The 12,687-nt window shown below is 50.9% G+C and carries 10 protein-coding genes; 7 read left to right on the top strand and 3 right to left on the bottom strand.

Translation table 11 applies throughout. The annotated features are described in order from the left end of the window. Positions 1–96 precede the first annotated feature (96 nt). Entirely contained in the window at positions 97–1,011 is a 915-nt protein-coding gene (locus tag ACMWJS_RS03690; protein ID WP_038418598.1) for a hypothetical protein, read from the top strand. A gap of 148 nt (positions 1,012–1,159) precedes the next feature. Here the strand turns inward: ACMWJS_RS03690 and ACMWJS_RS03685 are convergent, their stop codons facing one another. Both ACMWJS_RS03685 and ACMWJS_RS03680 read right to left on the bottom strand, forming a co-directional pair. Next, positions 1,160–1,678, bottom strand: a complete 519-nt coding sequence (locus ACMWJS_RS03685) for a hypothetical protein (RefSeq protein ID WP_048968430.1) — start codon at positions 1,676–1,678, stop codon at positions 1,160–1,162. Positions 1,679–2,087: 409 nt separating this feature from the next. After that, positions 2,088–4,697, bottom strand: coding sequence for an AAA family ATPase (locus ACMWJS_RS03680; protein WP_414746630.1), 2,610 nt, complete (start codon positions 4,695–4,697; stop codon positions 2,088–2,090). Between the two features lie 259 nt (positions 4,698–4,956). On the opposite strand from ACMWJS_RS03680, the gene ACMWJS_RS03675 reads away from it, so the two are divergent. The 4 genes from ACMWJS_RS03675 to ACMWJS_RS03660 all read left to right on the top strand — a co-directional run bounded on the left by ACMWJS_RS03675 (position 4,957) and on the right by ACMWJS_RS03660 (position 8,009). Next, positions 4,957–5,535 carry a hypothetical protein gene (locus tag ACMWJS_RS03675; RefSeq protein ID WP_414746629.1) on the top strand — a complete coding sequence of 193 codons (579 nt, stop codon included), beginning with the start codon at positions 4,957–4,959 and terminating at the stop codon, positions 5,533–5,535. Between the two features lie 317 nt (positions 5,536–5,852). After that, complete coding sequence (locus ACMWJS_RS03670) at positions 5,853–6,215, top strand: YcgJ family protein (protein WP_414746628.1); 363 nt, start codon at positions 5,853–5,855, stop codon at positions 6,213–6,215. Positions 6,216–6,432: 217 nt separating this feature from the next. After that, complete coding sequence (locus tag ACMWJS_RS03665; protein ID WP_395299496.1) at positions 6,433–7,629, top strand: NAD(P)/FAD-dependent oxidoreductase; 1,197 nt, start codon at positions 6,433–6,435, stop codon at positions 7,627–7,629. Further along, positions 7,629–8,009 (top strand): DUF1641 domain-containing protein, encoded by a 381-nt coding sequence (locus tag ACMWJS_RS03660; protein WP_414746627.1) that lies wholly within the window; start codon positions 7,629–7,631, stop codon positions 8,007–8,009. Before ACMWJS_RS03665 ends, ACMWJS_RS03660 begins: the two co-directional genes overlap by 1 nt. Positions 8,010–8,091: 82 nt before the next feature. On the opposite strand, the gene ACMWJS_RS03655 is transcribed toward ACMWJS_RS03660, so the two are convergent. After that, a complete protein-coding gene (locus ACMWJS_RS03655) occupies positions 8,092–8,925 on the bottom strand; it encodes a MurR/RpiR family transcriptional regulator (protein ID WP_023344667.1) in 834 nt (277 codons plus the stop codon). A 292-nt stretch (positions 8,926–9,217) separates the two neighbouring features. On the opposite strand from ACMWJS_RS03655, the gene ACMWJS_RS03650 reads away from it, so the two are divergent. Both ACMWJS_RS03650 and iolD read left to right on the top strand, forming a co-directional pair. Further along, entirely contained in the window at positions 9,218–10,723 is a 1,506-nt protein-coding gene (locus tag ACMWJS_RS03650) for a CoA-acylating methylmalonate-semialdehyde dehydrogenase (protein WP_414746626.1), read from the top strand. An 11-nt stretch (positions 10,724–10,734) separates the two neighbouring features. After that, on the top strand, positions 10,735–12,660 hold the full coding sequence (iolD, locus tag ACMWJS_RS03645; protein WP_414746625.1) for a 3D-(3,5/4)-trihydroxycyclohexane-1,2-dione acylhydrolase (decyclizing): 1,926 nt from the start codon (positions 10,735–10,737) through the stop codon (positions 12,658–12,660). Positions 12,661–12,687: the final 27 nt, after the last annotated feature.

Below are 12,687 nucleotides of genomic sequence, written 5' to 3'. Positions count from 1 at the left end.
GGTTTCTTGTAGCCCTATCAAAAAAATGGGGTTGTATATGTTTTCATCGATGCTACCATTACGAGGGATAATTTAATAAAAGGGGTTATTTTCCAGATGGTTAGTACAAAACAGCAAAGGGTAGATCTAAATAACAATTGGCCTACAAAGTCATTATTTCCAGCCGAAAAGTCTCTAATTGATAAAATGGCTAAATTTGGCATTGAGCAAGTTTTCCAACCGGCGAAATTACAATACTCAAAAGACCAAAATTTTCATGATATGCTTAGTCATTATTTAGAGGCTCTAGATCAACTACCCTTGAGACCAGATATTGCTTTTGATTGTATTTGGAAGGCATTAGATGCGGAGTTTGTCCGACTTCAGAAAGAGAATGGAAGCAAAGAAGGTAGATTTAGTCTTTTCTATAAACACATAAGCAAAAGCACATATACTTGTAACTCATATTCACAGTTAACAGAAGTAATACCATTACAAACATGTGAATTTGTGGCAAAGAGAATATTAGAAAATAACATTTCATATAAAGCTAGCCCGAGAAACAACGACTTCCAAAGTTTTAGGAAGAGAATAATCCAAAGCTTCGGTCAAAGTCTTTATAACGTCTTTATTGATAAATACGAGACATTGTGGGCATCCAATAAAGCTAACACACAACGTGATGCGGGACTTTTGATCCAAAAGTTGCTAAAGGGGAAGAAATTATTAATTGAAACAATCGAGTTTCAACTTTCGGATCAAGATAGGGCTCTTTTTTTGACGGCAGTAACCATGCCTCAGTTCAGAAATGAGCGATTTCATGGTCTAACGACACCTCCTTTTAGATCAAGCGCTGCCACATTAAAGACCTATTCTCATGCTTATTTTGTATTCCATGTGGCATATATTCACCTTTTAGAGGTATTCCTTTATAGGCAATTTAATACTATTGACATCAAGACTGCAACCCAATCAATTAATGACAACTTAAATTTGTTCTTAACAGTATTTAAAAGTGAAATAAATAAATAAATAAAGCCCCTAATCGCGGGGGCTTTCAGCATTATTAAAATTTATTCAAAATTGGATGTAATCTGCGAAATTGATCGATAGCTTATTACTCAGCGCAAGGGATCCCTACTGCGCTTCGTCAGAATATACAGTTAACACCAGAAATTAGCTAGAGATTATTAATCAAGGTGTTCAAACATTTTGCCATGCCTAGTTTATTCATTATGTGATAATAGCATTTTTTTATTCTTACATAATCTTCAGGAGAAAATTTCATAATTACAGAAGGTAGATTAATAGACTCTACATACTCACGCTGCTTTTCATTCCATTGGCCATGAACGTAAGCATTTCTTATGTATTTACAGGCAAGGAAATCATCAAAGCACTCTCTTTCAGGAGAAAAACCTCTTATTTCAAATGCTTTAAATAATCTATCAATCCTTTCTGTATTTGAACCTTCTTCAAAATAAGAGGCTATGTCAGCCATTGCGTAGTTTGACTTAGTCCATACTTTAATCATCATCTCTATACTTCCCACCATCATAACTACCCAAAGCCGACAGAAAGAAGAGTATTTTATACTGTCTGGAACCAATCCTTCGGACGAATGCTCATTGACTAATTTCTCTATCATTTCTAGATATATTTGGTCATCAGAGTATGCATCTATAAATTCGTTAGTCAAAATAAACTCCTGTTCATAAAGTAGGCTAATTACTACATCATCACGAATCTTCGTCAAGTTGCGATTAAGAATCGTTTCCGTAGTTCTTACTAGACTACGTCAGAATAGAATATAAATGAATAATTTCTCGTTCTTAATTCTTGCTTAAGCAATTGCGCAGTCACGTCAGTCAGTTAACTTCGATTTTAGCAGGGATAGCCACGGCTTTCGTAGCCATTTTTCATCGTAGGTAGATCAGTATTAACGTCCGCTCCTCGCTCACAACGGACCTTCAGTCTCTCAGATGACCGCTTCGTGCTAGAAGTGGATCTGTCGTGATTTTAAAAGCCTCCTTCATGAAGTGGCCAACTTTTATCGACCACTTCATCTCTGTAGAGCTACATCACACGGGGATTTAGTACTAATCTTATCACACGGCCTGATCGAGCGCCTCGATTGCACCTATCATGGCTTCTACAGTTGCCCTGTCAAATTCTGCCCTGTCGTTTTCATCATGCGTACCTTTATTGAGGTATCGCCATTCACGTGATTCTCCGCTAAAGCCGGTCAAAACCTCGATGGGAGAAAACACGGCATTTTTATTTGGGTCATTAAAATCGGCACGACCAATTTGTTTTTTCAATTGATCTGAGAGATTACGCAGCTCAATAGGTGCAGTTGCTGACCTCAGTTTAAGACTGAGATTACCGTCACCGTGTTTGTTTACATAACGCCAGACCTTCCCCTTCATCAGCGATTCAAGTGACTGCCTGCATTTAGTCAGCGCCTCCCTGATTTCATTACGTCCATAATGACTTCGCGCTGAAAGAATATAGTTCCTAGGGGCGCAGTTAAAATCCACACGGATATGCAATTCGTCAAGACGTGGTAAAAAACTGAAAGTTCTGGATTGTGCAGCCACTGGCGCTGGCAATAAATTCTGTATGTCTTTGAAGAACTCTTCTCCGTGACAGGCTAGGATGATTTGCTTATCTGCAAAGAAGGCGTCTTCAAACAGTGTTCTTCGAATAGATTCTCTGTGATCGTCATCGATAGCATTGACCGGATCATCAAATATCAAAAGTGGGCATTGCTCACTGATGTTTTTTGCCAACAAAATAGCCAACCCTATGCAGCGTACATGCCCCTCACTGAGCACATGCAAAGCATCAAAATATTGCGCGGGATTGTTCTGAAATGCCACCTCCAGCCGCTGATTCTGCATCAGGGGGAGTTTGATACCAGCGAGCTTTTCTCCTGGAGGGTCATTACGGTTGAATGCATTGTACAAAGTAACAATGCTGTCTCCGAGATTCGCAACCAACTGCTGAGGCAAACCATCTTTATAGGCGTTCAACTGCAATACGAACCGGGCATAGGCTCCTGATATTTCTCTATTTTTTATTACAACGGATTCCTCAAGTACAACCTCTTCAATAAGCTGCCTGTTTTCCGTATCAAAGTTACCAATCAACAACTGAGCCGCTGCGATGGCCCTTTCTGTCGTACTTCTTCTCGTCTGTAATATTGTTATCTGGCGTTCTGACTCACGTAGCCCCACAAGATCACGCTGCCAGGATTCCCGCAATTTAGCAGCTGCTTCTGTTTTTTTATCTTCTTCTTCCAACTGCAACACCTGTTTCTCCAGAAGAGACCAAGGAGTGACACCATCGCCTGCTGGTTGATGCAGATCACGCCACAAAGCGATGCCATTGTCTTCTCGGAATCTTTCGAGAACATTTTCATGAGGAAGAAACTGGCAACAGGTGCCGACAACTTGTGAGACGCGGTACATCTGCTGGCTGAATGATTGTTCCAACTGAGCTATTTCACCCTGCAAGGCTGACAAAAACTCAAGCTTCAGCAATTCTTCACTGGCATGACTGTAGGGGTTTTTCGTAGCTTGCTGGAGTGGAGTATGGCATGCAGGGCACTGTTCTGGGCTGGAGCTCTGTAACTGGACGACTGCTTCGAATAAACTTTTAAACGAAACCTGCAGACTCGCCTCTGCCAGTTGCTTCTGTTTGCCAGACAGATCCGCCAATACAGTTTCAACAGAGCCATTTAAGTCCTTCAACAGCGCACAGGTCAGGTGACTCTTGTTCGGAAGAGGTTTCTGTAACTCTGCCTCAAGCTGCCGGATAGTCCCGATATTTTGCTCATCCCCTTTTAATTCAATCATCATCTGCTGAAAAGAAAAGCCCTCGCGGTAGCCAGAGGCCAGCGTCTGTTCCTCAGAAACCAGTCCTTCAAGATCCGTCTTACCCGCTTCCAGTTGTTGGATGGCCCACTCGAGTGTGCGGCGTTTTTCTGCCAGTTGAACGGCTTTTACGCCTATCAGATCGATGTATCTGCCATCAATCTCCGCAGTGAAATTGCGGACAAAATCATTGAATACATCCAGCCCGAATAACGTTGAAATTAGTTCGGTCTGCCTTGCCGGGGCTAGCGCCGCAATTCTTGAAAAGTTGTCGATGCGGTTTTTTTCAACAAAGCAAAAGCGGTGCTGTGCTTCGTTATTCTCAATTTCCACATCATGCCCTTGAGCTCCAACACCAGTAATCACAGGCGCAGAAAACTGATTGACGTATGCATTTCTAAAATAGTCGGTTTGATTACGAAAGCGTTTACTTTCAGCCTCAGCAACGCTACCCAATAATGTATATTCAAGTGCTTCGCAGAAACTGGACTTCCCGGTACCATTAGGCCCATAAATCAGCACCAGACGCGAATCCAGATCAAATTCCTCCTGTCTGGCAAATCCTCTGAACGGTCCAACGGACAGCCTTTTTAGCCGACTGAACGTGGGGACACGTTCGGAGTTCTGCTCAGGCAGTGGCAGGACTTCCGAACTGAGGGTATCCCATGAAGACTGCGCCAGATCGACGATGCGACGAATTCGCTGGCCCTGCGCGGTACCTAACGGGATAATACTATCCATATTATCCCACACTAGGTTCGCCATTTTTCTAACATCGCCGGGTACATCTGCTGTGTCTAAAGTTTGGAAAAAGCGCAAAAACTCGTTGCTGAGCATCATGAATCCTTTTTGACTTGTCGTTTTCTCTCGTTGTAAGGCAATGATAGAAGATACACTTTCAACTTATGTATTCACGTGATCTGCAAATCAAATATCCGCAGTTTCGCTCTCTTGTTGAGCTAACCCGGATCAAGATAGTGTGAGTCACCACGATTTTGATAGCCATGCTAATTTGTTAAACAAAATTACTGGTTAAACCCTCAGGTGTATGATATGAGTAAAATCTCGGTGGATGGGGCGTTAGATCGCAAGGAAATATATGGCCACTAGTTACATTAGTGAACACAGTGCTGAATACTATTTAGTACCGGCGCTCAAAAACATTTTACAGGAACAATATAGCCATATCGCCCCGGTGTTTCCGTGGATATCTCGAGAGTTTAGCAATATATCAAAATATCTTCATAAAGAGGACCGGTTTCATGTGCTGGTAATGTTTCCGCGCAGGCCAAAAATAAATATCACTGATGATTGGGAAGTATATTTCACCATTAATGAAGAACTAGATGCTTTTAATAAAGCAGGGAAAGAAAAAGGGGTCCCAGTGATAGCTGGTTGCCCTAGGGCTGTAAATATTTGGGACTTATCGAATTGTAATAATTATGCATGGGTAAATCTTAGTCAAATTAATCATTATGAGTATTTAAACCCAGTAAGTAATTTGAAAAAAAATGGATGCTTGCTAGAGAAAGAGGACATTCTATTTCTTGTGAGAAATAGTGCTATTTTTAATTTAGAGTCTTTTGAAGATTTTTTTCGATATGCAAAAGAAACTCAACCTGACAGGATGTATGGAAGTCAATATAAGCCTGTATACTTTCTGATTAAGACATCCTAAAACAAAAACGTTACCATTTTCAGCAGTCCATTAACTCAGCGTTAATGTCCACTCCTCGCTCAGAGCGGACCTAACCCGCCCCACAAACCCACTCCGTATACAGCATATTAGTTCAGCTCTTTAAAATCGCATGACTCACCGGGATAGGACCCTTACAATTGCCTCCGAGCTGAACTTTAGACGACTGTTTAAGTCAACAAAAAGCTAAACGGACCGTTTCCTGTTGAGACTCAGAACCCCAGGACATTTCACCCTCATGATGGTTCCACCGCGCCCGGCGTAAAGCCGACACTCATTAACCAACGGAGATTATCATCTTGAACAAGTCAATACTCGCATGCTCTGTGGCCGCGCTGCTTGCCGTGTCCGCCATGTCCGCCCAGGCCAGGACCCCCGCCAGGCTCAAGTCGCCAGTATCGGGCGTGCTCTGCGACCGATATGTATGCGCCAATGACAATGGATTATCCCGCGCGTTGACAGAGACCTATCTCGGTAAGAAGGCTGCTGCAAACGAGGTGTTCACGTCGAGCAATGTCGATCTGACTGAATTCACCTTTGCCAACGGTATTTTCTGCGATGTGAAGGAGCGACTGTGCCGTGAAGATCGCTATTATGGCGCGAACGGACAGCGCTCCGGGGCGGTATCTAAAAAGTACACAACGCTGCTGTTTGGCGAATAATGCTGATGAAAAGAGACCACAGTAAAAGGCAATGTTTCGGAGATATAAATTATATTTTGTAGTGTATATTATAAATGATGATCTGGTTGTCAAAATTAAATTTCTTATTAAGGGTTACATTGCGGAATATTACTCTGTTACTACGCTTTAGCTGAGCGTAACAGTGAAGCGGTCTGGTTACGTGAATTCCCATTCACTACCATGAGCGAATAAAGGAATGAAAAACCGCATAATGATTGTCGGCGGCGGCACGGGAGGAACCATTGTTGCCAACCTGCTGGCCAGGAAATTACGACGTGAAATTGCTGCCGGTCAGGTAGAGCTGGTACTGATTTCCGAATCACCAGTGCACTACTACAAACCCGCCTTTATGTACGTCGCCTTTAACCTCTTCCATCACCATGAACTGGCCCGGCCTGAACGGCAATTACTGAGTCCGGAAATTCAATTTATTACCGACAGGATTGAATCTTTCGATTTTAAGCAGCGTCGACTGTACGGGGCCAGTAAGCGACATTACGACTGGGACCTGCTGGTTATTGCCACCGGCTGCACACCTTTTACACAAAAAATCCCTGGCCTTGCCGACGCGGGCGATCATTTTTATCAATACGCGGCGGCCAGACAATTAGCGCATAAGCTCTCCACCATTAAAAAGGGGCGAATATTTATTACCGTCTCTTTCCCGGAAACGCCGAATGTGCCCCACCAGTGCGGCATTGCCCCTATTGAAACCACGCTGATGGTTGACGATTATCTACGCCAGCGTGGGGTGCGTAATCAGGTTGAGATTGTTTATACCTATCCGACCGTCGCGCAGCTGCTGCGAAACTGCCTGTTCCTGCAACGACCGGTGGGGGAGGCGCTTGGCGATATTTTTGCCGCCAAAGGAATACAGCATCAGCGTGGTTTTACCTTAAGCCATGTCGATCCTGACAGCAAAATTGCCTATTCCGCCGAGGGCGATTCACAGAATTTCGACATCCTGATGGCAACGCCTCCCATTCGGGCAGTCGACGCGGTGCGTGATACCGGGCTTAGTGAGGTTCAGAACGGTGAAGGCTGGCTGCCGACGGATCACCAGACGCTGGGCGTCTACGGTTTAGAAGGCGTATATGTGATCGGCGATACCGTCGATCTGCCGATCAGTAAAGCGGGAGGGTCGTGCCACAACCAGGCGCCCATAATCGCGGATAACATTGTGGCGGAGCTGTATGGCAGACCGCCCGGAAGCGGTAACCATTATGATGGACGGGTTCAGGCCGTCGCGCAGATGGGGCTCTGGGCCGGCATGCCGTTGGTATATGACTATCGCAATGACGTGACCCCCATGCCGGCGACAAAACTCGGCGGCATGCTGCGAAACGGTTTTAACCGTGGACTGTATTGGGGCGTCGTGAGGGGGATGTTCTGATGAGTGACCAGGAACAGTTACTAAAAAGCCTTGCCCCGCTTATGGCGGGCAATCGTCTGAATAATCTGGTTGATCTGCTTGCCGTCGTCGCAGACCTGCTGGAAATGGCCGATAACGCGATGGTCGAAAAACTGGCTGGCGTTTTTGAAGATGTCGTGACCGTCGGCTGGGAAGGGGGAACCGCGCTACGCATGGCGTGGGGAGAGCAGGTTAACCGGGAAGGGGATATCTCACTTCGGCAGGTGTTTACTATGCTCAACGACCCTGATACCCGCCGCGGCATCATGCTTTTGCTGCGCGTATTACAGATTACGGGGCAGCGTCTAAATGCCCTCGCTTCGGTCAGCTATCCTGAGTCTCCTGAGATCGAAAACCGCTAAGATCGGGCGGATGTTCACCGGAAACGGCGATTATGCCGGGTAGCGGGTTTATGTTACCCGGCCTGTTGAGCGGTACCGTGGGCTATTTATCCCCACCACCCAACCGATACGCCAGCGCCACCACCAGCGACTGCACCAGGCACAGCGTCGCCGACTGAGACCGAAACGCGTCCACCTGCGCCTCTTTCACCACAAAGCAGAGATCGCTGAACGTCGCCAGCGGGCTGATCTGGCTGTCCGTAATCACAATCTGCCGCGCGCCAACGCTGGCGGCGGTTTCGCTGACCATCACCGTCTCTTCCGCGTACGGCGAGAAGCTTATCGACACCACAATGTCGCGTGCCTTAATGCGGCTGATCTGCTCGCGCAGCATCCCGCCCATGCCGTCGAGCAGGATAGGGCGGCACTCCAGATGGCTCAGGGCATAGGTAAGGTACGCGGCGACGCTAAAGGAGCGACGCAGTCCGGCGATGTAGATGGTGTCGGCGTCAGCCAGCAGCTGTACCGCGCGCTCCAGCATTTCCGGCTCGGCGCGGGCGGCCAGCTGCTGCAGCGCCTGCGCGTTTGAGCGGGCAAACTCCTGCAGGATATCGAGCGGCGTTTCCGGCACGGCCTCGCTCTCCATCTCGCGGAACAGTCGAGCGCGGTCGCTGTAGCTGGCGGTCTCCTCCACCAGGTTCATGCGAAACAGCTGTTTCATTTCGTTGAAACCGGTGAAGTCAAAGGCGTTGGCAAAGCGGATCAGCGTCGAAGGCGGCACGTCGGCGCGCTCGGCAATGACGGCAACCGTATCAAACGCCACGCTGTTGGTATTGTCCAGCACGTAGCGGGAGACCTGCTGCAGCCTCTTGCTCAGGCTATCGTAGCGATCGCGGATTTGCTGCTGCAGTTCGTTCAGGCTGGTTGCTGTCGTCATCTTATCCCCCAAATACAGTCATATGATTCTAAACGCAAAACCGCGTCTTTTAAATGTCGGCCATCCATCTGGCAGCAAAAATGAAACAGAAGCTTCAGTCATTTCCTCGCCCGAAATCCCTTAATAGCGCACGCGGCGTCAGTGGTGCTGGCTGTTAACATAAAAATCCATCCTTGATCACAATAATCATCATTTATTTTATTTCAACTTAAAATGGAATATTTGTTTCATATATAGTGGTCAGTACACAGTGTTCAGGTCACAGTCACGTATCAACAGCGAGAGGTTAAGGATGGAGACGGTAGCGAATTTTATTCACGGCGAATGTGTCACCGGTTCAGGCCAGCGCGTTCAGGCGATCTTCAACCCGGCCACCGGCGAGCAGATCCGCCAGGTGGTGATGAGTACGGCACAGGAAACGGAGCAGGCGATCGCCGCCGCGCAGCAGGCGTTTCCGGCGTGGGCGCGTCATGCTCCGCTTAAGCGCGCGCGCGTGATGTTCCGCTTCAAAGCGCTGCTGGAAGAGAACATGGATCGCCTGGCCCGCCTCATCAGCGAAGAGCACGGCAAGGTCTTCTCCGACGCGGTGGGCGAACTGACCCGCGGCCTGGAAGTGGTGGAGTTTGCCTGCGGTATTCCGCATCTGCAAAAGGGCGAACACTCGGCGAACGTCGGGACCGGCGTCGACAGCCACTCGCTGATGCAGCCGCTCGGCGTCTGCGCCGGGATCACGCCGTTTAACTTCCCGGCGATGGTGCCGATGTGGATGTTCCCGATTGCGCTGGCGACCGGGAATACCTTCGTACTGAAACCGTCGGAAAAAGACCCTTCTCTGGCGCTCGCGCTGGCGCAGCTGCTGAAAGGGGCCGGCCTGCCGGACGGCGTCTTTAACGTGGTGCAGGGCGATAAAGAGTCCGTTGACGTGCTCCTGACCGACCCGCGCGTGCAGGCGGTGAGCTTTGTCGGCTCCACGCCGATTGCGGAATACATTTACCAGACCGCGTCCGCCCACGGTAAGCGCTGCCAGGCGCTGGGCGGTGCGAAAAACCACTGCATTTTAATGCCGGATGCCGACATGGAGATGGCGACCAACGCCATCATGGGCGCGGCCTACGGCGCGGCGGGAGAGCGCTGCATGGCGCTCTCGGTGGTGCTGGCAGTGGGGGATAACACCGCCGATGACCTCTGCGCCCGGCTCGAAAAACAGATTGCCGCGCTGCGCGTCGGACCGGGGCTCGACCAGTTGCCGGAAAACGAAATGGGGCCGCTCATCTCCTCCGCGCACCGCAGCAAGGTGCTGGGCTACATCGACAGCGGGGAAGCGCAGGGGGCGACGCTTCGCGTGGACGGCCGCGGCTTTAGCGTGAAGAGCCACGAGCAGGGCTATTTTGTCGGGCCGACGCTGTTCGATAACGTCACCCCGGAGATGACCATCTATAAAGAAGAAATTTTTGGTCCAGTGCTTTCTGTGGTGCGCGTAGCAGATTACGCCAGCGCGGTGGACCTGATTAACCGCCATGAATATGGTAATGGCTCGGCAATCTTCACCCGCGACGGCGGCTGCGCGCGTCGCTTCTGCGAAGAGGTGCAGGCGGGTATGGTGGGGGTCAACGTGCCAATCCCGGTGCCGATGGCATTCCACAGTTTCGGCGGCTGGAAGCGCTCCATCTTCGGGGCGCTCAACGTCCACGGCAACGACGGCGTGCGTTTCTACACCCGAATGAAAACCATCACCGCGCGCTGGCCGGAAATGCAGCAGGAGACAGGCGCTGCGTTCTCCATGCCGACGCTGGGCTGACAGGAGGCGTTATGCAAACCGAACGTATGACCATGGCTCAGGCGCTGGTCCGGTTCCTTAATCAACAGTACGTTAGCGTGGATGGTCACGAAACGCCCTTCGTGGAGGGCGTCGCCACCATCTTTGGACACGGCAACGTGCTGGGTATCGGCCAGGCGCTGGAGCAGGATCCCGGCCATCTGCAGGTGATGCAGGGCTGTAACGAGCAGGGCATCGCCCATATGGCGACGGGATTTGCCAAACAGCACCGTCGTCAGCGCATCTTTGCCGTCACCTCCTCCGTCGGGCCGGGCGCCGCCAATATGGTCACGGCCGCGGCAACCGCCACGGCGAACCGTATTCCGCTGCTGCTGCTGCCGGGCGATATCTATGCCAGCCGCCAGCCCGACCCGGTGCTGCAGCAGATTGAGCAGTATCACGACCTCAGCATCAGCACCAACGACTGCTTCCGTCCGGTCTCCCGCTACTGGGACCGCATTAACCGCCCCGAGCAGCTCATGAGCGCGATGCTCAGCGCGATGCGAACGCTTACTGACCCGGCAGATACCGGTGCGGTGACGATTTGCCTGCCGCAGGACGTGCAGGGGGAAGCGTGGGATTACCCGCTGAGCTTCTTCGCGCGTCGCGTGCACCACATCGAGCGCCGTCCGCCCGATCCCCAGCGTCTGGCGCAGGCGCGGGCGCTGATCGCCCGCAAGCGTCGTCCGCTGGTGGTGTGCGGCGGCGGGGTGCGCTATTCCGGCGCGCATGAGGCGTTTCGCGAATTTGTCGAGACGCTGCAGCTGCCGTTTGCCGAAACCCAGGCCGGAAAGGGGGCGCTGGTAAGTGACCACCCACTTAACCTCGGTGGCGTAGGGGTGACGGGCGGAATGGCGGCCAACCAGCTCGCGCCACAGGCTGATCTGGTGATTGGCATCGGCACGCGCCTGACCGACTTTACCACCGGCTCCAAGGCGCTCTTTTCCCATCCGGATGTCGAATTTCTGCTGCTGAACGTGGCCGAGTTTGATGCCCTGAAGGTGGACGCCACGGCGCTGATTGCCGACGCTCAAACCGGGCTCGAGGCATTGACCCACGCGCTTGGTGATTACCGCAGCGGCTGGGGAGAGGCGATCGCTGAGGCGAAATCCGCCTGGCGCGACGAGTGCCGTCGCCTGTGGGATCGCCAGTGGCGTCCGGACGACGCGCCCGAAGTGGCGGGGCACCTGGACGCGCAGCTGGCGGAGTACGGCGAGACGCTCAACACCCGCCTGACCCAGACGCGGGTGCTGGGGCTGATCAACCAGCATATTGAAGATAACGCCATCGTGGTGGGCGCGGCCGGTTCGCTGCCGGGCGATTTACAGCGCCTCTGGCAGGTCAAAACGCCGGACAGCTATCACCTGGAGTACGGCTACTCCTGCATGGGCTATGAGATTGCGGCAGCCATCGGCGCGAAGCTTGCCCGACCCGGGCAGCCGGTATACGCCATGGTGGGGGATGGCTCCTACATGATGCTGCACTCCGAGCTGCAAACCGCCGTTCAGGAGGGCATTAAGGTCACCGTTCTGCTGTTTGATAACGCCAGCTTCGGCTGCATTAACAACCTGCAGATGGGGCACGGCATGGGCAGCTTTGGCACGGAAAACCGCCATCGCAATCCGGAAACCGGACGGCTTGACGGTCCGCTGGTGAAGGTCGACTTCGCGCAAAATGCGCAGAGCTACGGCTGTCGCGCGTGGCGGGTGCACGACGAGCAAACCCTGCTGGCGGCGCTGGAGGCGTCCCGCGCGCATCCTGGCCCCACGCTGCTGGACATCAAGGTGCTGCCGAAGACCATGACCCACGACTACGCCTCCTGGTGGCGAACCGGTGATGCGCAGGTGGCGGAATCGTCTGCCGTGCGTAAAGCCGCGGAGCAAACGCAGGCGCAGGTGAAAAAAGCCCGTCAGTATTAAGTTTTTCCGTCGTAACGAAATTTTCAT

It is taken from the genome of Enterobacter sp. HK-058-C-ECC (assembly GCF_047531125.1).
GTDB classification, from domain to species: Bacteria; Pseudomonadota; Gammaproteobacteria; order Enterobacterales; family Enterobacteriaceae; genus Enterobacter; species Enterobacter quasiroggenkampii.
Note: the sequence above shows the minus strand (reverse complement) of the source record. Positions and strands in the feature narration are given on the sequence as shown.

What these genes read in the sequence shown, in the direction of transcription:
- ACMWJS_RS03665 (WP_395299496.1), top strand. Translation starts at nt 6,433, where the DNA reads ATGAAAAACCGCATAATGATTGTCGGCGGCGGCACGGGAGGAACCATT.
- iolD (WP_414746625.1), top strand. Translation starts at nt 10,735, where the DNA reads ATGCAAACCGAACGTATGACCATGGCTCAGGCGCTGGTCCGGTTCCTT.
- ACMWJS_RS03660 (WP_414746627.1), top strand. Translation starts at nt 7,629, where the DNA reads ATGAGTGACCAGGAACAGTTACTAAAAAGCCTTGCCCCGCTTATGGCG.
- ACMWJS_RS03690 (WP_038418598.1), top strand. Translation starts at nt 97, where the DNA reads ATGGTTAGTACAAAACAGCAAAGGGTAGATCTAAATAACAATTGGCCT.
- ACMWJS_RS03675 (WP_414746629.1), top strand. Translation starts at nt 4,957, where the DNA reads ATGGCCACTAGTTACATTAGTGAACACAGTGCTGAATACTATTTAGTA.
- ACMWJS_RS03680 (WP_414746630.1), bottom strand. Translation starts at nt 4,697, where the DNA reads ATGATGCTCAGCAACGAGTTTTTGCGCTTTTTCCAAACTTTAGACACA.
- ACMWJS_RS03650 (WP_414746626.1), top strand. Translation starts at nt 9,218, where the DNA reads ATGGAGACGGTAGCGAATTTTATTCACGGCGAATGTGTCACCGGTTCA.
- ACMWJS_RS03655 (WP_023344667.1), bottom strand. Translation starts at nt 8,925, where the DNA reads ATGACGACAGCAACCAGCCTGAACGAACTGCAGCAGCAAATCCGCGAT.